Genomic DNA, 19,350 nt, shown 5'->3' on the forward strand with positions numbered 1-19,350 from the left:
GATGCTCACCAATGACCAGCTCGACAAGTGGGACCGCGAGAACTTTTTCCATCCCTCGACCCATCTTGCCCAACATGCCCGCGGCGAGAGTCCCAACCGTATCGTGACCGGCGGTTCGGGCGTTTACATCGAAGATCGCGACGGCAATCGGCTGCTCGATGCCTTTGCCGGGCTCTATTGCGTCAATGTCGGCTACGGACGCAGCGAGATCGCGGATGCCATCGCCGCCCAGGCAAAGGAACTCGCCTATTATCACGCCTATGTCGGTCACGGCACGGAGGCCTCGATCACGCTCGCAAGAATGATCGTCGAGCGCGCGCCGAAGAACATGTCGAAGGTCTATTTCGGGCTCGGCGGTTCCGACGCCAACGAAACCAACATCAAGCTGGTCTGGTATTACAACAATATCCTTGGCCGACCGGAAAAGAAAAAGATCATCTCGCGCTGGCGCGGCTATCACGGCTCCGGACTGATGACTGGCTCTCTCACCGGTCTTGAACTCTTTCACAAGAAGTTCGACCTGCCGCTGTCGCAGGTCATTCACACCGAGGCACCCTATTACTATCGCAGGCCTGATATGGCCATGAGCGAGGCACAGTTTTCGGCCCATTGCGCGGCGGAGCTGGAGGCGTTGATCGAGCGCGAAGGGGCCGACACCATTGCGGCCTTCATCGGCGAACCCGTGCTCGGCACCGGCGGCATCGTTCCGCCGCCGGCCGGTTACTGGGAGGCGATACAGAAGGTGCTCCGCAAGCACGACATCCTTTTGATCGCAGACGAGGTCGTCACCGCGTTTGGACGGCTTGGCAGCATGTTCGGTTCTCATCACTACGGGCTCGAAGCCGACATCATCACCATCGCCAAAGGCCTGACCTCGGCCTATGCCCCGCTTTCAGGTTCGATCGTCTCGGATAAGGTCTGGAAAGTGCTCGAAAGAGGGACGGACGAGAACGGTCCGATCGGCCACGGATGGACCTATTCCGCCCATCCGATCTGCGCGGCAGCGGGCGTTGCCAATCTTGAACTCATCGACAAGCTCGATCTCGTCACCAATGCCGGCAAGGTCGGCGGCTATTTCCGCAAGGCCATGGCAGAGGCCGTCGGCGACCACGCCCATGTCGGCGAGGTCCGCGGCGAGGGCATGCTCTGCGCCATCGAATTCGTCGAGGAGCGCGACAATCGCCGTTTCTTCGACCCTTCGAAAAAGATCGGTCCGCAGATCGCTGCCGCCCTCCTCAAGCAGGGCGTCATCGGCCGTGCCATGCCGCAGGGCGATATCCTCGGCTTCGCGCCGCCGCTTTGCCTGAGCGATAAGGAGGCGGATGCGATCGTCGCGGCCACCGTGAAAGCGGTCAGCGCGGTCGTGGGCTAGAAAGAGCCCATGCGGCGGCCGGCAGTGAATAAGCCATCGTCGCGAGCTCCTCACTGATCAAGGTCCTCGCGCGCAAGGAACACCTCCTCGACTGTATTTGCCCTCTGCTGCGTATCGAATCGCCGCAGCAGGGGCCACGAGTTCTCAGATCCCTGACCCGTCGAGCTGTTGGGCGTCGTCGCCTTCCCAGGGAGAGGGCATCGAAGTGCGAGTGAGATTGGCTGACGGCATCGGCATCCAGCACTTCAATTCCGGTTCGGCATATTCGATGATGTGTCCGGGCGAGGAATCAGAGGCGCGCCAGCCTTCTCCAGCGTACTGGTCGCCATTCGACCAGTACGCGAGATCGACTTCTGCCGGCCCTTGTTCGGACGCGCGGATCGTGACCAGAATCCGACTACCGTCTTTCGGCGCGCTCGCCATGTGGCGCCAGCCGTCTTGCTCGTCCATCGTGTCCTCCTGCCTTGCCGTCAGGTTGCAACTGTCGCCTCACCATCGAAAGCGGTCAACTCAAACTTTGCAGAACCGTCCTCTGTCGGGGTTGTCGCGCCCACGTGCAGAAATCGACAGCGCCACGCAATGCCGCTGGCAAACCTCCGTCCACAGCTTGACCACATCGTTCCGCGAGGCAGGTGACGCAAGCGATTGCCGATCGTCCTGATCGATGGCATGACTGGCGCAAATGCCGGGCCGACGGCGTTTCCGGATCGATCCATGCAGCGACAGCCGCGGACGATCCGGGCAGGAATTGGGCGATTGGCTCGAAACCGGAGCTCTTGAGGGAACATGACATCGATGTCGAAAGCCGCCGCAGCCGTAAAAGGTGCTCTTACCTACCTGTCCTGGCCTCTGGTGTTTTTCTCCGGCCTGACGGGCGCTTATTTCGCTTTCGCCAATGAACAGCCATTGGTCGCTTTTTCGGCCGTCTATGCGGCCGCAGTTATCCTGCTCTTCCTCCTCGAGCGCATCATTCCCTACGAGCAGCGCTGGCTCGAGGCGGATGGCGAGACGGCCAACGATATCGCCCACACGGTCCTGACCAAGGGGCTGGTACAGTTGGCGGCACTTTCGGCAGCGATCTTTCCGATGCTTGCCGCCGGACTGCTGCAGCCCCTTGCCGCCATGCAGTTCAGTCTCTGGCCGTCATCCTGGCCGATGATCCTCCAGGCAACGCTTGCCGTCATCATCGCCGAGTTCGGCCTCTACTGGGCGCACCGCATCGCCCATGAACGGCTGTTCTTCTGGCGCTTCCATGCCCTGCATCACAGCGTCACCCGCCTCTGGGTCATCAATACCGGCCGTTTCCACGTCATCGATTCCCTGTTCAAGATCGCGTTGAGCCAGATCCCGCTCTACCTGCTCGGTGCTCCGCTGCAGGTCTTCTGGTGGCTTGGTGCGGTCACCGCCTTCATCGGCATCCTGACGCACTGCAACGTCGACATGCGGACGGGCCTTTTCGACCTCGTCTTCTCGACGCCCCGGCTTCACCGATGGCACCATTCGAAGGATCTGCGCGAGGGCAATACCAATTACGGCGAGAATGTCGTGCTGTTCGACCAGCTGTTCGGCACCTATTTCAATCCCGACCGCCCCTCCTCGACCGATATCGGCATCAAGGGCCAGATCGCTCCCGGCTTCGTCCGCCAATTGACGCAGCCGTTCACCAAGGATGGTGTGCGCCAGATCCTTGGTCTTAAACCCAACCGGGGTTGAGACCCGGCCCGTCATCATTTCATGACAATCCGCCCGTAAGAGCCTGCAAACCTCGACGGGAACGGACAGGACGACGATGACGACGTTGAAACAGGTTGCGCTTAGGGCAGGATGTTCGATGGCGACGGCAAGCCGCGTGCTGAACCTCAGCGGCCCGGTCAGTCAGGCGGCAGCGCTTCGCGTGCGCCGCGCTGCAGCCGAAGTCGGCTATCGCGCAGCCGCCCCCTCTGCCCGCAATGGCCGCCGGCCTGTGATCGGCGTGCTGGTGCCGAGTGTGACCAATCCGGTGTTCGCTTCGTCCCTCTCAGGCATCCAGAACCGCATGCTGGTCGCCGGCCACAGCGTTCTCATCGCGCAGTCGAACTACGATCCTGACCAGGAGGCCAATGCGGTGGCAGGGCTTCTCGGTGAGCGGCCGACCGGGCTGATCCTGACGGTCTGCAATGGTGAGACAAGCCCGGCACTGGCGCAGGACCTGCCGCCGACCGTGCTGCTCGGCAGCTCTCCGACGGCCCGATATCCGGCAGCCGTGACCGTCAACAATTATGCGGCCGGTTGCCGGCTGACCGAGCATCTCTTGTCCATGGGGCACCGGCGCATCCTCTATGTCTCGGGTAGCTTCAGGGCTTCGGACCGCGCGCTTTTGCGTTACCGCGGCTATCTGCAGACGATGGAGGCAGCGGGCGTACCCCCGTTCGAGGCCGTAGAGGTCCCGTTCGTCAACGGCTATGACCAGATGGATCTCGGCCAGGCCTTGCGGACATTTTCCCCGACCGCCATTATCGGCTCCAATGACCTGATTGCGCTCGGCGTCATCGGTGCGATCAATCGTGAAGGCTTGCGTGTGTCGGACGATATCTCCGTTGCCGGCTTTGACGGTATCGCGATCGGCAAGCTCATCAACCCGACGCTAACCTCGATCGAAATGCCCGATCTCAGCATGGGCGCGACGGCGGCATCGCTGCTGCTCGATATCGTCGAAAACGATGCGCCGCTGCGGCATCTGGAACTGTCGCATACCCTGCGCCTCGGTGGCACGGTGCGCAACCTCCTGAATGAGGAAACCGCCACACCTATTGGACGCGGCGGTTCCGATCGAAACCGCGGGCCGCTTGAGCCCGCGTATCATTCCAGGAATTAGCTGCGCGGCAGCATGCTCTCGACGTCGGCGGCTGCGTCGTCGAGCGCTTCCTTCGGCTCGGCCGAGCCATCGACGATGCGCGACAGGTTGTCGACGATCGTCTGGGTGACTTTGACGCCGTTGGTGCCGGGGAAGGCATACCATGGGATCATGCGCGGCATCTGGCTGAGACCGGCCTGGAAGAGCGGGTTCTTCTTGTAGAAGTCGCCGAGATATTCAGCGGACTTTGCGGCAAGTTCGTTGTTCGGCACGTAGCCGGTGCCGGGAACGACGACGGAAGCGCCATAGGGGCCGGCGGCGAACTTGGCGAACTTCCAGGCAGCGTCCTGCTTGGCCGGATCCTTGGCGAGGATGACGACGGCGTTGCCGCCGGTCGGCAGGTGACCCTTTTCAGGATCGATGAGCGGGATCTGGGCGGTGCGCAGGTCGAACTTGGCGCCGACATTCTTGATCGTGTTGACGAGCGCGCCTGTTGTCTGGAACTCGAAGCCGACCTTGCCGGCTGCAAAGGCCTGTTCGCCCGCTGCCTTGGTGAAAACAGGCATGCCGCCTTCCTTGACGAAGCGGCTGATCAGTTCGACAACCTTCTGGCCCTCGGGACCGTTGAAGGCAACCTTCTGCTCGTCGTCGCTCAGCATCTTGCCGCCGGCGCCGAAGAGGAGGGCCGAAAACATCCAGTCGTCGCCCTGCCAGCGGAAGTCCATGCCATCGACGCCGTTGCCGAGCGCCTTGATCTTGCCGGCGAGCGCGATCACTTCGTCCCAGGTTTTCGGCGGGGTGTCGGGATTGCCGCCGGCCGCCTTCACGAGATCGGCATTGTAATACATGATCGGATTGGAGGTGGCGAAAGCGAGGCCAACCTGCTTGCCCTTGACCTGGGCAAGCTTCAGGATCGTGTCCGAGAAGCCCTGCTCGGCCATGTTGCCTTCCTTCTGGACCAGCGGCGTCATGTCGACGGCGACATCGCGCTCGTTCAGCATGCGCAGGCGGTTGAGGCCGATGAAGGTGACGTCGGGCATTTCAGAAGTGCCGGCCTGGCGCAGGATCAGTTGGATGCCGTCTTCATAGGTTGCCGAGGGAGCGGCGAACTGGATCTTGATATCGGGGTTTTCTTCCATAAACTTCTTCGAGATCGTGTCCATCACGTCCTTGAAGAAGCCCGGCATCGGGTAATGGATCGTCAGCGTGGTTTCGGCGTGGGCCGGCAGGGCTGCCGCCACGGACAGAGCCGCTGCTGCGAGGAACTGGGTGAAATGCTTCATCGCTCGTTCTCCTGGGTTCAGCCGGTCAGCCTTTGAGACCGGTCATGGTGATGCCCTCGACGAAGCGCTTCTGTGCAAACAGGAAAGCCGCAACGAGGGGAATGGTGATGATGATGGTGGCCGCCATCAGCGCGCCGTAATCGTCGCCGGCTTCCGCGGCGCGGAAATTCATCAGGCCGAGCGGCGGCGTGGCGTAGCCGGGCTTCGAGATGACGATCAGCGGCCAGTAGAGGTCGTTCCAATGGGCGACGACCGAAAAGATCGCAAAGGCCGTGACTGCCGGCCAGGCATTCGGCACGATGACGCGCGAGACGATGCCGAGTTCGGACATGCCGTCGAGACGGGCGGCATGGATCAGGTCGTCGGGCATGGCGCGGAAGAATTGCAGGAACAGGAAGATCGCAAAGACCGAGATGGTGAAGGGGGCGACCAGCGCCGTATAACCGTTGAGCAGCGAGAGGCTGTCGAAGGCGACATAAAGCGGCAGGGCCGTCGCATGGATCGGCACCAAGAGGCCGAGCAGCACCAGCACCATCATCAGCCGGGCGGCGCGGAATTTCAGCTTCGCCATGGCATAGGCGCAGGGGATGGCGACCAGTATCTGGAAGACGAAGATCAGCGCGCAAACCACGAAGCCGTTCCACAGCAGCGTGCCCATCGCCACCTTGTCGAGCGCCTTGGAAAAGTTCTGCACGTAGAAGAAATGTGTCGGGATCAGCGAGAGTGCTGCCGTGAATATATCGTCCTGCGATTTGCCGGCCGCCGAGATCATGAAGATGTAGGGCGCGAGGAAGACGATCGCGCCGAGAAGAAGCAAGGCAATGCGGATCAATCGGCCGAGGGTGAGTGGGGAGCGCGTCTTCATGAATAGTGCACCCGCCGGTCGAGGAAGCGGTATTGCAGGAACATCATGACAACGAGGATGGCGAGGAAGACCACGGTCATGGCCGAGGCATAGCCGACCTTCATGTAGACGAAGCCCTCCTGGTAGATGGTGAAGAGCAGCACTTCGGAGGCGTGGTTGGGGCCGCCATCCGTCAGCGTCTTCACCGTCTCGAAGACCTTGACCGCATTGATGGCACTGATCGTGGTGACGAAAAGCGCTGTCGGTCCGAGCATCGGCCAGGTGACTAGGAAGAAGCGGTCGAGCGAGGATTTGGCACCGTCGATCTCGGCAGCGGCGTAAAGCTCGCGCGGGATCGCCGTCAGGCCGGCGAGGAACAGCACCATGTTGAAGCCGACCGTCTGCCAGACGCCGATGATCGAGAGACTGTAGAGCGCGGTTGCCGAGGAGCCGAGCCAGTTCGGCTTCGGCAGGCCGACTATGTCGAGCAGTGCATTGAGCGGGCCGATGGTGGGGTGGAAGAGATATTGCCAGACGGTCGCCATGGCGACGATCAGCGAGACGACGGGCAGGAAATAGGCGGTGCGGAAAAAGCTCTTTCCCCAGCCTTCGCTCTCGACCAGCATGGCGACACCGAGGCCGAGCAGGATCGAGACCGGTGCTACGACCGCCGTATAGACCGTCGTGTTCCATAGCGACTTGCGAAAGGTGCGGTCGGTGAACAGCTCGGCATAGTTCTCGAAGCCGACGAAGCGGAACTTGCCGGCGCCCAGCTCGAAATCGGTAAATCCGAGGACGAGCACTGCGACGATCGGCAGGAGCACGAAGAGTACGATGAGGACGATTGCAGGCGCAGCCAGCAACCATGCGATCTGCGCCTCGCGCCGTTCGTGCTTTGCAGCCGATGCGACCGGGCGGATGTTGCCGGCAGCGATACTAGCCATGAGCCTTCTCCCTGGCGGCATCGGCGGGAAGGGCTGATGTGCGTAGCCGGAGGCCATCGGCGGCAAAGACCATCGCCTTGTCGGCTTGGAAAGAGAGGGCAATCGCCATCCCGGCGACAAGACCTGCGGCATCATCAGGCGCGAGCTTGGAAAGAACGGTCTCGCCGATCGCATTCAGCCGGCAGAACAGGATGACTTCGGAGCCAGGAATTCCAGACGCTCGATGCGGGCGGAAAGCGAGGTCTCGCCCTCGCCGGCAAGGCGGACGAATTCCGGGCGGATGCCGAGCGTCACGTCGGAACCGGCAGGATTGGTCTCTTCCAGCGCCAGTCGGATATCGCCGAAGGCGACTGTTCCGTGCTCGGCGCGGGCCGGCAGGAGATTGATGCGCGGTTGGCCGACGAAGCGGGCGACTTCGATATGGGCGGGATCGTCATAGATGACCTGGGGCGCTGCGAGTTGCAGCAGCTCGCCGCCGATCATCACGGCGACCCGGTCGGCCATGGAAAGCGCCTCGGCCTGGTCGTGGGTGACATAGACGGTCGGCACGCCGGCGCGGCGATGCAGTTCCACGATCTCGCCGCGTGCGTGGACGCGCAGATTGGCGTCAAGGTTGGACAGCGGCTCGTCCATGAGGAAGACGCTCGGATGGCGCACCATGGCGCGGGCGAGCGCCACGCGCTGCCGCTGGCCGCCCGACATCTGGCCAGGCTTGCGTTCCAGAAGATGATCGATCTTGAGAGCCTTGGCTGTCTCCTGCACGTCCTTGGAAATGCCGGAGCGAATGGCGCGGTAGCCGGGCATGACCGGGCCGAGGAACGGCAGGCGCTGAGCGCGGCTCAAGCGGTGCATGGCAAGCGGCACGGCGATGTTCTGGCCGGCCGTCAGGTGCGGATAGAGGGCGTAGGATTGGAAGACCATGGCGATGTTGCGGTCGGCCGCCGCCACGTCGGACATTTCCCGCCCGCCGATGACGATCTCGCCGCTATCGGCATGGTCGAGACCGGCAAGGATACGCAGAAGCGTGCTCTTGCCGCAGCCCGAGGGACCGACGAGGGCGATGAATTCGCCGGGCTCGACGTCGAGGCTGATGTTTTTCAGGATGGCATTGTCGCCATAGGATTTCCTGATGGACGAAAGCGAGAGCGCGCTCATTGCGCCGGCTCCCTCTGCACCTTGTGAGCCTCGTGCGGATAGACTTCCGCGACCACGTCATCGAGCACATGCGCCTTCATGCCTGATACGGCGACGATCTCGCTCGTGACATCATCGCCGAGATCGTGAAGCACGGCGCCGATGACCTTCTCGCCCGGCATCTCGCGCTCCATCGTGCCGATGATGAAGGAGGCCGCTGGACCCCAGACGAGTGAGGTGTTGTTGAAGCGGCCTTTCCAGGCCCAGTGCAGGTGGCCGCTGGCATAAAGCGCGACGTCGTGGGCGCCGATCAGGTCATAGAGCCTATGACGCTGTGCCGGGCGGATGCTCCAGTAGCCGGTGTCGCCTTCATCAGGTGTGTCGACGAAGAGCGGCTTGTGGGCAAACATGGCAACGCGCCGTCCGGCGCGTGTGGCAAGCGCTCTTTCCAGCCAGGCGAACTGCGTTTCCTGCTCGTCGTTTTCCATGCCCATCAGCAGGCTGTCGAGGCCGATCAGACGCCAGTCGCCGGCATCCTCGAGCCAGTAATCGGGACCTACAAGGCTGCGCCAGCGGGCAAGCCTTGTCGCATCGACGGGCTGGAGCGAACCCGGCAGATGGCCGACATCGTGATTGCCGGGAACGATCAGCATCGGGATCCTCACCTGCCGCATCAGATCCATGCAGAAGGTGAGGTCCCCGTCCTTGTCGGCGCCATCGACGGCGAGGTCGCCGGTATGGATGACGAGATCGGCGCCGCTGGCGTTGATCCAGTCCGCAAGCGGCTGCCAGTTACCGTTGAAATGCGGTATCGACGGGCTGAAATGCGTGTCGGTGATCTGGACGATTTTCATGCCGGCGCTCTCCAATAAGGCCCGCGGCAGGTTTCCGGCGGCAGGCAATGCTTATGCCGTCTCTTTAGAGCCCCCCAATGTCAGGCGGGTTACAAGCGTTTCCACCCTTGTTCCAATTGTGTCGTGCAATTGTCATGGAAGCTCATCGGCCGGTTCAGAGAACCGCTTGATGGGCATCAGGAAGGAAAGTTGGCCGCGGCCAATTCCGTTGCCATGTTTACCGGCAACCCAGCACCTGATTTCGCAAATCGAAAAGTGCCCGCCCGCCACATTTTATCGATCGGCTTCTCCCGTCCTTAAGAGCCGTCTGGCAAGCTTCTCCTGACGATGGAGAGGGCCGTGACCCGCAAACAGTTCGCGATATATAGCGGTGTGTTCACCGTGCTCTGGATTGCCCTCATAGGCGGTTACAGACGATCAGTGTCGTCGAATTCGAAGCCCGCGTGAAGGCGAGATGAGGAACTGGCTTTCCACAGGCGGGCGTGAGAACCATCGGACGGGCCAGAACCAATCGATGAACATCATCCTTCATCCCACAGGCCATCGAAGACGTCGCGCGAAAGTGGCGTCCGGGAAAAAGGCATCAAGGAAATACCCTGCTTTTTCCTCAGCTGGGCCGCGGTCTCGGCCGGGCTCTCGCTCCGGCTTCGGCGCTCAGTAGCCTCTTTCATGGCGATCACGATCGCATCGGTCATGCTGTCACCCGCCAAAACAGCGAATTCGCGCGTCCCGGCATCTCCCTCAGCGTTGTTGACATGGATGATCATGATCCGTTCCATATAGATGGATTTCTCAGGAATGTAGATCGCATTGATCTCTATTCCAAATGTCGGAATGATGCCGCCGGTTGCCCTATGGCGCGCGCATCGGGTTGATGAAATCGATGCCGGCAAAATCCCGCTCGTTGTCAGTCACGACGATGCAATCATTTGTTCCGGCAACCGCGGCGATAATCATGTCGAGGCCACTACGTGGCCTGCCGGCGGCCTTGCCCTCGGCCATCAGGCGCGCCCAGATTAACGCGGCCCTGTCGTCAAAGGGGAGAATGCGCCCGGCAAAAAGGGCTTGCGGTCCTTCCGTCCCTGAGAACCAGGTATCGAGGGCATCGCGCTTCTTGCCGCGAGGGCTTTCAAGAATGCCGCGGCGGATTTCCGCAACCGTTAGCGCGGCGATGAACATATCCTCCTCACGCTGCTGCGCCCACCATGCCAGCAGCGATTCCGAGGGTTGCGGTTTGATGACGTTGCTGATGATGTTGGTGTCGAGAACGTATCGGGTCACAGATCGACCTTGCGCCCTTCCTCACGCGGTCGTGACAGATCGAGGTCGGCCCCGACAAGCGGCGAACGCCGCAAGGCAGACAGAATCCCGCCGGATTTGGGCGGCTCGCCGCCAACCAGCGCCTTGACAGCCACGCGTGCCTCTTCCGCATCTGGCCCGTCTTCAGCTAAGTGACGCGCCAGCGAGCGGATCAGTTCTCGGTCCGATTCCAGGGCAACGATTTCAAATCGCTTGAAGCCGCGCTGGGTAAGGCGCTTACGATATTTGTCGATGGCTTTCTTCTGTGCTGCATTGGCCATGGTGGTCTCCATAAGCTATATCTGGATATATAGCCAATGATCTCTCTTCGGACAAGGTATTAAGGCGACTTGCCTTAAGCATTCCCCAATACCGGCCGGCTGATCTTCTGCCGGTGCTGGGCAATGAAAGCCTTGGTGGCAGGCGAACCTTCGCCCTTGCGATAGGCGATCGCCACGTCAGATGTCACCGCTACGTCGCCGAGTGGCCGGTAATGGATATCGGGCAGTTCCACGCGGCTCATCGATTGCGGTACCAGCGCGATGCCGGTGCCGATGCCGACGAGGGCGGCGATCTCGGTGAAGTCGTGTGCGATAGCGCTGACGGAAGGTTCGAAACCTGCCTCCCGACAGGCCTGCAGCGTGTTACGGTGAAAGCCGACGTCCGGTGGTTGGCGCGGTGTGATGAATATGTCGGCCGCGAGCCGTGCAAGCGTATCGATGGGTCGATCCGCGAACTCATGCTCGGCAGGAACCATGGCGACCAGCGGCTCGCGCAGCACGACCTCCACCGAAACACCCGGCGGTATCGGCGCCGGTGCACGGATATAGCCAAAATCGAGCAGGCCCTCGGCGATGCGCTGCAGCTGCTGGCGCAGTTCCATCTCCTGCAATTCGACCTCGACATAGGGATAATCGCGCTTGAAATCCCTGATAGAACCGACGACGGCACCGGAATAGGCGGCCGACGCCACATAACCGATCGAAATGCGCCCGCTTTCGCCGCGTGCCGAGCGGTTCATGGCAGCGACCGTCGCCTCGGTCTGGGCCAGGACTTTCCGGGCTTCTTGAAACAGGGTCTCGCCCGAATGTGTGAGCTGCACACCGCGGCGGCTTCGGTCGAGCAGCAGTGAGCCGACAATCTTTTCGAGGCTTCTGATCTGCTGGCTGAGACCCGGCTGGGCGATGCCGAGCCTGACGGCGGCACGTTCGAAATTCCGCTCCTCGACCAGGGTCACGAAGTATCGCAGGTGCCGGAGCTCGAAGCCGGGATTGGTCTGCGCCAATCTTTCTCTCCTTGGAAGAATTCAAATCTATGACATCAGATGAGTTTCATAATCCACGCTTATGGAGAATTCGAGCCCCGCTTATTGGACGTTCGAAAATAACTTGATTACATCAATCCAGTTTTAAGCCATATGACGAATCCCGATGACTGTTTTTCTTCGCGCTCGAAAATGCGCTTCGACCACGGCGCTCGCATGCGCGCTTCTGACGCCGCTCTTGCCGGCGCTCGCACAGGAGGCCAGTCCGACGACGCTCGCCCCGATCGTCATCAGCGGTTCCAAGGACGAGGACCCGACGGAGCCGGTAAAGGGATTTGTCGCCAGCACGAGTGCGACCGCCACCAAGACCGGTACGCCGCTCATCGAAACCCAGCAATCGGTCTCTGTCTTAACGGCCGATCAGCTGACGTCGCAGAATGCCGAGACCGTCGGCCAGGCGCTTGATTACGTACCCGGCGTCGTCGGCGAGCCCTATGGCGCCGACCCGCGCTTCGATTCGCCGCGCATCCGCGGTTTCGACAGCCGCCAGGCGCAGTTCCTGAACGGATTGCGCATGATGCGCACGGCCGGTGCCCCAGCCGTCGACCCCTACCAGCTCGAACGTATCGAAGTGCTGCGTGGTCCGGCTTCTGTCATGTATGGCCAGGGCAATCCCGGCGGCATGATCAATCTCATCAGCAAACGGCCGATTTTCGAACGTTTCGGCGAAATCGGGGTACAGGCCGGCAGCTACGACACCTATGGCACCTATTTCGATTTTGGCGATATCATTCCCGGCAATTCCGATTTCGCCTATCGACTGACGGGACTGGCAAGGACGGCATCTGCACAGGTCGATGAACTCGACAACGACCGCTATTTCATCGCCCCGGCGCTGACCTGGCAGCCTGATGAAGACACCAAGCTGACGATCCTGACGAGCATTCAGCACGATAATCCGAGCACGCCGTCCAGCTTGCCGCCGCAACTCACGCTCAACGCATCGCACGCCAATCGCCTGTCACGGGACTTCTTCGTCGGCGACAAGAGCTTCGACAAATCGGACCGGACGTTGACCAATCTCGGTTATGAGCTGGAACATCGCCTGAACGATACCTGGACCTTCCGCCAGAACTTCCGCTACCAGAATTTCGACTGGAACTATCAGGCGCTTGGCATGTCGACGCAGGGGCTTACCGGAGGTCGGACGATCAACCGCAATGCCACCTTCCAGGACGAGTTGCTCAACACCTTCAACGTCGACAACAACCTGCTTGCGGAATTCGACACCGGCGATATCAGGCACAAGATGCTGTTCGGCTTGGACTACCGCTATTACGACAACAATGTCGGCACGCAGTTCTGGCGCGCCACCCCCCTCGACGCCTTCAACCCGGTCTATGGCTCCGTCAATCTGATTGCGCCGACGCTCAGCACCTATGTCGATTCCACCATGACGCAGGTTGGTCTCTATGTGCAGGACGAACTCGCCTATGAGAATTGGCGCGCAACGGCAGCCCTTCGCCAGGACTGGGCAAGCACCGCGGGAACCTCGACGAACCGGCTGACGGGTCTGTCGCGCTCACTCGACAAGGATGACCAGAAGCTGACGGGCCGCGCCGGCCTCAGCTATGTCTTCGACAATGGCATCGCGCCTTACATCAGCTATGCCACCTCCTTCGAGCCGGTACCGGTGCCTGCGACCGGTGGTCCTCTGCAGCCGACGACGGGCGAGCAGGTGGAAGTCGGCATCAAATACCAGCCGCAGGGCTGGAACGGCTATTTCACCGTCGCTGCTTACGACCTGAAACAGAAGAATGTACTGACGACGATAGGCGGGGTGCCCGTACAGATCGGCGAAGTCGACGTAAAGGGCACCGAACTGGAAGGTGTCACGAGCCTCACCGACGGGCTCGACCTGCGTGCCGCCTACACCTACATGCAGGCCGAAATCGTCGGTGGTGTTGATGATGGCAAGCGCCCCGACAATGTGCCTGAGCATGCGGCCAGCCTCTGGCTCGATTACACCTTCCCCGAGGATACGGCGCTCGAAGGCTTCGGTCTCGGCGGCGGAATACGCTATGTCGGCCAGCGCTACGGCGATACCAAGAACACGCTCGATCTTGACGCCGTGACCCTCTTCGATGCAGCAGTGCATTACAAGAAGGACAATATGACCGCCTCGCTGAACGTCAAGAACCTTGCCGACAGGGATTATGTTGCAAGCTGCAGCGCCTTCGGCTGCACCTATGGCGATGGCAGAACGGTGATGGGCAGGCTGACCTTTCAATGGTGAAAGACATTCAAACAGGAAACCGATGGGACCACCATCCGATCGGCCGTCGGCAGGCGCTGGCCCTGCTGGCGGCTTTCGCTATTCCCGGCAAAGCCTTTGCGCAAACGCCTCAATTGCTGCCAAAGCGCATCGCGGCAATCGACTGGGCCATGCTGGAAACGCTGGTGGCTCTCGGTGTCATGCCAGTGGCTGCGACCGAGCTCGTGCAGTTCCGCAAGGATGCGGTCGAGCCGGTGCTGGACGAGAGCGTCGCCGATCTCGGCCTGCGCGGATCGCCGAACCTCGAACTCCTGCGTCTCTTGCGCCCGGACCTCATCCTGATTTCGCCCTTCTACGTCAGGTTCGAAGCGAGCTTTCGGGCGATCGCCCCCACCCTGTCGCTGCCTTTCTACAACAGGGGCGAGCCGCCCTATCAGAAGGCGATCGATGCCGTCTCGGCGCTCGCAAAGGCGCTTGACCTCGAAGCGCGCGGACGCGAAGTCGTGGCTGGGCAGGCAGCCCTTGTCGAGGAGGCGCGCCTCAGCCTGCAGAGATTTGCCGCGCGCCCGACCTATCTCGTCAATATCGGCGATGCGCGGCATGTCCGCGTCTTCGGCACCGACAGCATGTTCGGCGATATCCTGTCCCGGCTTGGCCTGCCGAATGCCTGGACGGACCGCTCCCGCTACACCTTCGCCGCGCCGGTGCCGGTCGAAAACCTCGCCGCCGAGCCTGAGGCGCGCATCGTTATCATTTCCGATATCCCTGTTGAAGCCCGCAGCGGCTTGAAGAACAGCATGATCTGGCAATCGCTGCGGCCGGTGCGGGACGGGCGTGTGCTGATGCTTGGCAATATCAATCCCTATGGTGGCATCGCGGCTGCCGCCCGTTTCACGCGGCTTTTCAAGGCGGCGATGCTGTCGTCAGGAGAAAGGCCGTGATGAGAGCCGCACGCGCCGCCGCATTTCTTGCCTTTGCCGCCGCCGTCACCCTCTTTCTGTGGGCGGCTCTCATTCATCTGCCTTTTGCAGACTGGCCGTCCTTGCCCTTCGACGCTGCACAGATGACGACGCAGCAAATCATTTTCGCCTATGCCATCCTGCCGCGCGGGGCGGTCGCGATTCTGGCGGGCGCAGCTCTCGGGCTTGCCGGCGCCCTGTTGCAGAGGCTGCTTCGCAACCCGATTGCCGATCCCTCCACGCTCGGGGTCTCCTCCGGCGCGCAGCTTGCGATCGTCGCAGCCACGTTGTTCTTTCCCGAGGTGCTAGATGGCTACCGCGCCTTCGTCGCGCTGGCCGGAGCCGCCGTGGCGATGGCTCTCGTCTTCCTGCTCGGTTGGCGGCGTGCCTTCGAGCCCATCACCATGGCCGTTTCCGGCCTGCTGGTCGGCATTACCTGCAGCGCGCTGTCGGCGGCGATGACGCTCTCGCAGGGCGAATATCTGATGTCGCTGGTGACCTGGAATGGCGGCTCGCTCAGCCAGCAGGACTGGTCGACAACGGTAACGCTCGGCCTGGAGCTGCTGCTCGGCCTTGCCGTCACCCTCCTGCTCTTGCGCCCGCTGACCCTGCTCGGGCTCGGCGACAGCAGCGCACGCTCGCTCGGCGTGGCACTCGCCGGCACGCGCATCGCCGTTGCAAGCCTTGCCGTGGCGCTCAGTGCCGGTGTAGCGGCTGCCGTCGGCCTCGTCAGCTTCGTCGGTCTTGCCGCTCCGGCGATGATCCGCCTGCTCGGCATCCGCACGGCGCGCAGCATCCTGCTATTGTCGCCTGTCGCCGGCGGGATTTTGCTCTGGCTGTGCGATGGCGTCGTCCAGCTCGTCGCCTCTTCGGCCGGCGAAACCTTTCCGACAGGGTCGGTGACGGCGCTGATTGGTGGCCCGCTCTTGCTCTGGCTGTTGCCGCAGGTGCGCGCCGTCGAGCCGCCGCAGCCGCCCGATAGCGTTTTCGTTTCCCGCGCGCCGCTGTCGCGGCTTGTCCTCATTCTCTGCCTGCTACCGCCGCTTGCCTGGGCGGCCCTCTGCGTTGCCCGCCTGCCTGACGGATGGGCGCTGCTGAGCGGCGATCTCTTCTGGGAACTCTTTCCCGCCCGCTGGCCGCGGCTGGTGGCATCGGCTGCTGCCGGCGGGCTGCTCGCAATGGCAGGCGCCATGCTGCAGCGCCTGACCGGCAATCCGATGGCAAGTCCCGAGGTGCTGGGCGTCAGCGGCGGTGCCGGCGTCGGTTATGCCGTTGCCCTCAGCGTCTCTGCGGATGCCGGCGCGCCCGCGCTCTTCCTCGGCGCCGGCGGCGGTGCCGTTTTTGTGCTGATCATCGTCGCCCTGTTTGCTGCCCGCCGGCATTTGCCGCCCGAACGCCTGTTGCTAGCAGGCATTTCCGTCAGCGCTTTCAGCTCGGCGATCCTGAGCGCGCTTCTTGCCGTCGGCGACCAGCGCGCCTGGCAGATCCTTGCCTGGCTCGGTGGCTCGGCGGCTGCGGCAACCCCTGGAACGGCCGCGTTCCTTGCCGGCCTCACCATCGTCATCCTCGCAATCAGCCTGATCTTCACGCGCTGGCTGGTGATTCTGCCGCTCGGTGCGCCGACTGCGATGGCACTTGGCCTGCCCCTGGTTGGCGCTCGCACAATGATGGTGCTGATGGCGGGCATCGCCACGGCGGCTGCCTCGCTCCTCGTCGGTCCCTTGAGCTTTATCGGTCTGATGGCGCCGCATATTGCGCACCGTGCCGGCTTCGAAAAGCCAGGCAGCCGGCTTCTCGCCTCGGCTGTCATCGGCTCGGTGCTGATGGTGATCGCCGATCTCGGCGCGCGTACCGCGACCTTCCCTTATGAGTTGCCGCTTGGGCTCTTCGCCGCCTTCGCTGGCGCGCCCTATCTCGTCTGGACGATCGGCAGGCGGCAGTAGCACCAGGCCGTCAGCGGATGGTCTGGCTTGCCGCTTCCGTCGCGTGCATCGACGACAGGAAGTCGGAGAGGGGCATCGGACGGGAGAACAGGAAACCCTGCAAATCGTTGCAGCCGGCCGCGACGAGAAAGTCTCTTTGCCCCTCTGTCTCGACGCCTTCCGCCGTCGTCGCTTTCCCGAGCGTACGGCTCAAGCCTAGGATCGCCGAAACGATGGCGGCGCCTTCGGCCTGTGTTCCGAGCAGCCGTACGAAGGACCGGTCGATCTTGATCCGGTCGATGTTGAACTGAATGAGGTGACTGAGTGAGGAAAAGCCGGTGCCGAAATCGTCGAGCGCGATCCGGATCCCTCGGGCTCGAAGCCTGCCGAGCGTGTCTTGCGCGGTCTCGTCGATATTGAAGAGCGCGGCTTCGGTCAGTTCCAGTTCGAGGCGCGATGGCGGCAGGCCGGTTTGCGCCAGGATCGACAGCACGTGCCGGTCGAAGTCGCGATGGCGGATTTGCGAGGGCGAGACGTTGACGGCAACCGACATATCGGCCGGCCAGGTTGCGGCAGCCTTTGCCGCATTTCGAAGCACCCACTGGCCGAGCTGGTCGATCATGCCAGCCTCCTCAGCGATCGGAATGAACTTGTCAGGCGACAACAAGCCGTGGGTGGGATGGCGCCACCGCAAGAGAGCTTCCGCACCCGAGAGCCTGCCATGCGCGTCGCCGCGATGCACGCCCTGAAAGAAGACCTCCAGATGGCCCGGATCACCTGAAGATGCACTCTTCTCGCGGCCGGGGAGATGCGTAGGACCCTCCAGCACCAGGCGAAGATCGTTTTTGAGATTTTCCCGTGCCTCGACCCGGTGATCGAGCAAGGGGTCATATTCGATCAGGCGGCCGCGCCCGTTGGTCTTGGCTTCATAAAGGGCGACGTCTGCACGCCGCAGAATCTCGCTGGTTGCCTCAGCCGCGTCGTCAATGGGAGCAATTCCGATCGAGCATCCGATGCGGACGACGACGTCACCGCCGCGAAGCTGGAACGGCTTGCTCAGGGCCTCGATAATGGCGTTGCAGAGGAGGATGTGGCTATCGTTGCCTTCCCTGGCATCGGGAAGAAGCAGGGCGAATTCATCGCCGCCAAGCCTTGCAAGCGTGTCCCTTGATTCGATCAGGGCATTCATCCTGTCGACGGCGCAGCGCAGCAGCTCGTCACCGGCGGCATGCCCATGGATGTCGTTCACGTCCTTGAATTTGTCGAGGTCGACGAGCGCAAGGACGGAACGCTTGCCGGGGGATTTCATGGCCGCGAGGCATTGCTCGAAACGGGCTGCAAACAGCGCCCGGTTCGGCAGGCCCGTCAAAACATCATGCAGAGAGAGATGCCGTGCATGATGCTCGCTGGCGCTGAGTTCTCTGAGGCTGCCGCGCAAACGGCCCATCAGGGCGAAGAAGAGGCCTGCGATGACAAGGCCAGCCACGGAGAGCACGGGAACAAGCCGGCCGATGACACGTGAGCCGGGCAGATCCGGCCTCCAGATAATGAAGCCGATCGGTTCGCCTGTCGCCGTCGCCTCGATTTGGAAGGCAACTTCATTCTGCTCCTGATCCGCGGTTCGGGCATAGCGAGCGCCGGCCAAACCCTGTTCGCGGCTCAGCGTATCGAGTGTGACGCCGTCCAAGAAGCGGAACGCCACGAGGTATAGCCTGTTGCCGCCATTGCCGTCCTGCGGATCGACTTTCGAAGAACCCGTGACCGAGACGACGCCGGCCACCGAAGGGCGGCCCTCAAGTCGCATCAGCTCCACCCGGCTGGGTTCCGGGTCCGAACTCGGCCCCTGCGGCGCACCGTGCTGCTTTGCTTCCAGATCCTGGATCATCGGCTGCAGCAGTGGCCGCACCCATTTGAAGCGGCGTTTTGTTTCCGGATCGGACTGCAGCGCAAGCTCGCCTGCCGGGGTGACGAGGAATGCCGCGTTGTAGCCGAATACCGTTGTCGCAATCTTCCCGAAGGTCGCAGCCGACGTCGCGCCCATGCGTTCGCTCTTGCCGCTCGCCGCTGCCGAATCCGCAAGCAGCAGCGAGGCATAACCTGCCCCCATTAGCTGGATGTCCTGTGACACGCGCCGTACCTGATCGAGGAGGCGGCTGTTGACCAGCTGCCGCTGTCGATCGAGGGCGGCTGCGTCGCTTTCCTTGCCGGCCCAGATAGCTGCCAGAAACACCAGCCCAAGAATTGCCAGGCCGCTGATCGCAAGCAGCACCAATATCGACCCGGACGACGTCCTGGCCGATCTATGATGCACTATTCTTAAAGACGGAACAGCAGGCACGCAGTCTTCTCCCCGAGCGCCCTGATACT

General features: G+C 62.2%; 16 protein-coding genes and 1 pseudogene. 6 read left to right on the top strand and 11 right to left on the bottom strand.

Going from position 1 to position 19,350, the window contains the following annotated elements; translation table 11 throughout:
- Position 1 precedes the first annotated feature (1 nt).
- Positions 2–1,372, top strand: a complete 1,371-nt coding sequence (locus tag FHT78_RS07000; RefSeq protein WP_183742013.1) for an aspartate aminotransferase family protein — start codon at positions 2–4, stop codon at positions 1,370–1,372.
- Between the two features lie 144 nt (positions 1,373–1,516).
- Here the strand turns inward: FHT78_RS07000 and FHT78_RS07005 are convergent, their stop codons facing one another.
- The gene (locus FHT78_RS07005; protein ID WP_183742015.1) at positions 1,517–1,822 is read right to left on the bottom strand and encodes a hypothetical protein; all 306 of its coding nucleotides are present in this window, start codon (positions 1,820–1,822) and stop codon (positions 1,517–1,519) included.
- 345 nt (positions 1,823–2,167) lie between these two features.
- Here FHT78_RS07005 and FHT78_RS07010 point away from each other — a divergent pair, with 345 nt between their 5' ends.
- Positions 2,168–3,085: a sterol desaturase family protein gene (locus tag FHT78_RS07010; RefSeq protein ID WP_183743404.1), complete on the top strand. Its 918-nt coding sequence runs from the start codon at positions 2,168–2,170 to the stop codon at positions 3,083–3,085.
- A 76-nt stretch (positions 3,086–3,161) separates the two neighbouring features.
- The gene (locus FHT78_RS07015; protein ID WP_183742016.1) at positions 3,162–4,226 is read left to right on the top strand and encodes a substrate-binding domain-containing protein; all 1,065 of its coding nucleotides are present in this window, start codon (positions 3,162–3,164) and stop codon (positions 4,224–4,226) included.
- Here FHT78_RS07015 and FHT78_RS07020 read toward each other — a convergent pair.
- The 9 genes and pseudogenes from FHT78_RS07020 to FHT78_RS07060 form a co-directional block, all read right to left on the bottom strand.
- Complete coding sequence (locus FHT78_RS07020) at positions 4,223–5,488, bottom strand: ABC transporter substrate-binding protein (protein ID WP_183742018.1); 1,266 nt, start codon at positions 5,486–5,488, stop codon at positions 4,223–4,225. The genes FHT78_RS07015 and FHT78_RS07020 overlap by 4 nt on opposite strands.
- A gap of 25 nt (positions 5,489–5,513) precedes the next feature.
- Complete coding sequence (locus FHT78_RS07025; RefSeq protein WP_183742019.1) at positions 5,514–6,353, bottom strand: carbohydrate ABC transporter permease; 840 nt, start codon at positions 6,351–6,353, stop codon at positions 5,514–5,516.
- Positions 6,350–7,276, bottom strand: coding sequence for a sugar ABC transporter permease (locus tag FHT78_RS07030; protein WP_183742020.1), 927 nt, complete (start codon positions 7,274–7,276; stop codon positions 6,350–6,352). Before FHT78_RS07030 ends, FHT78_RS07025 begins: the two co-directional genes overlap by 4 nt.
- Positions 7,269–8,431: pseudogene (locus tag FHT78_RS07035) on the bottom strand (ABC transporter ATP-binding protein). Before FHT78_RS07035 ends, FHT78_RS07030 begins: the two are co-directional and overlap by 8 nt.
- Entirely contained in the window at positions 8,428–9,264 is an 837-nt protein-coding gene (locus FHT78_RS07040) for a metallophosphoesterase (RefSeq protein ID WP_183742021.1), read from the bottom strand. Before FHT78_RS07040 ends, FHT78_RS07035 begins: the two are co-directional and overlap by 4 nt.
- Positions 9,265–9,785: 521 nt before the next feature.
- Positions 9,786–10,157, bottom strand: a complete 372-nt coding sequence (locus tag FHT78_RS07045; protein WP_246715179.1) for a type II toxin-antitoxin system VapB family antitoxin — start codon at positions 10,155–10,157, stop codon at positions 9,786–9,788.
- Positions 10,117–10,545, bottom strand: coding sequence for a PIN domain-containing protein (locus FHT78_RS07050; protein ID WP_183742023.1), 429 nt, complete (start codon positions 10,543–10,545; stop codon positions 10,117–10,119). Before FHT78_RS07050 ends, FHT78_RS07045 begins: the two co-directional genes overlap by 41 nt.
- Entirely contained in the window at positions 10,542–10,844 is a 303-nt protein-coding gene (locus FHT78_RS07055; protein WP_183742024.1) for a hypothetical protein, read from the bottom strand. Before FHT78_RS07055 ends, FHT78_RS07050 begins: the two co-directional genes overlap by 4 nt.
- Before the next feature lie 74 nt (positions 10,845–10,918).
- Positions 10,919–11,848, bottom strand: a complete 930-nt coding sequence (locus FHT78_RS07060) for a LysR family transcriptional regulator (RefSeq protein WP_183742025.1) — start codon at positions 11,846–11,848, stop codon at positions 10,919–10,921.
- 145 nt (positions 11,849–11,993) lie between these two features.
- Here FHT78_RS07060 and FHT78_RS07065 point away from each other — a divergent pair, with 145 nt between their 5' ends.
- From FHT78_RS07065 to fhuB, 3 genes are read left to right on the top strand one after another with little or no spacing between them, the layout of a single operon-like run.
- The gene (locus FHT78_RS07065; protein WP_183742027.1) at positions 11,994–14,123 is read left to right on the top strand and encodes a TonB-dependent siderophore receptor; all 2,130 of its coding nucleotides are present in this window, start codon (positions 11,994–11,996) and stop codon (positions 14,121–14,123) included.
- Positions 14,117–15,043, top strand: coding sequence for an iron-siderophore ABC transporter substrate-binding protein (locus FHT78_RS07070; protein WP_183742029.1), 927 nt, complete (start codon positions 14,117–14,119; stop codon positions 15,041–15,043). The genes FHT78_RS07065 and FHT78_RS07070 overlap by 7 nt, the downstream gene beginning before the upstream one ends.
- Positions 15,043–17,004: a Fe(3+)-hydroxamate ABC transporter permease FhuB gene (gene fhuB / locus FHT78_RS07075; RefSeq protein WP_183743406.1), complete on the top strand. Its 1,962-nt coding sequence runs from the start codon at positions 15,043–15,045 to the stop codon at positions 17,002–17,004. Before FHT78_RS07070 ends, fhuB begins: the two co-directional genes overlap by 1 nt.
- 10 nt (positions 17,005–17,014) lie before the next feature.
- Here the strand turns inward: fhuB and FHT78_RS07080 are convergent, their stop codons facing one another.
- Positions 17,015–19,252: an EAL domain-containing protein gene (locus tag FHT78_RS07080; RefSeq protein WP_348644721.1), complete on the bottom strand. Its 2,238-nt coding sequence runs from the start codon at positions 19,250–19,252 to the stop codon at positions 17,015–17,017.
- Positions 19,253–19,350: the final 98 nt, after the last annotated feature.

The organism is Rhizobium sp. BK196, from assembly GCF_014193255.1.
Lineage (GTDB): Bacteria > Pseudomonadota > Alphaproteobacteria > Rhizobiales > Rhizobiaceae > Rhizobium.

Bases quoted from the DNA above. Each gene is read 5' to 3' on its own strand.
- FHT78_RS07010 (WP_183743404.1), top strand. From the start codon at position 2,168: ATGTCGAAAGCCGCCGCAGCCGTAAAAGGTGCTCTTACCTACCTGTCC.
- fhuB (WP_183743406.1), top strand. From the start codon at position 15,043: ATGAGAGCCGCACGCGCCGCCGCATTTCTTGCCTTTGCCGCCGCCGTC.
- FHT78_RS07020 (WP_183742018.1), bottom strand. From the start codon at position 5,488: ATGAAGCATTTCACCCAGTTCCTCGCAGCAGCGGCTCTGTCCGTGGCG.
- FHT78_RS07005 (WP_183742015.1), bottom strand. From the start codon at position 1,822: ATGGACGAGCAAGACGGCTGGCGCCACATGGCGAGCGCGCCGAAAGAC.
- FHT78_RS07025 (WP_183742019.1), bottom strand. From the start codon at position 6,353: ATGAAGACGCGCTCCCCACTCACCCTCGGCCGATTGATCCGCATTGCC.
- FHT78_RS07055 (WP_183742024.1), bottom strand. From the start codon at position 10,844: ATGGCCAATGCAGCACAGAAGAAAGCCATCGACAAATATCGTAAGCGC.
- FHT78_RS07030 (WP_183742020.1), bottom strand. From the start codon at position 7,276: ATGGCTAGTATCGCTGCCGGCAACATCCGCCCGGTCGCATCGGCTGCA.
- FHT78_RS07015 (WP_183742016.1), top strand. From the start codon at position 3,162: ATGACGACGTTGAAACAGGTTGCGCTTAGGGCAGGATGTTCGATGGCG.
- FHT78_RS07000 (WP_183742013.1), top strand. From the start codon at position 2: ATGCTCACCAATGACCAGCTCGACAAGTGGGACCGCGAGAACTTTTTC.
- FHT78_RS07065 (WP_183742027.1), top strand. From the start codon at position 11,994: ATGACTGTTTTTCTTCGCGCTCGAAAATGCGCTTCGACCACGGCGCTC.
- FHT78_RS07040 (WP_183742021.1), bottom strand. From the start codon at position 9,264: ATGAAAATCGTCCAGATCACCGACACGCATTTCAGCCCGTCGATACCG.
- FHT78_RS07070 (WP_183742029.1), top strand. From the start codon at position 14,117: ATGGTGAAAGACATTCAAACAGGAAACCGATGGGACCACCATCCGATC.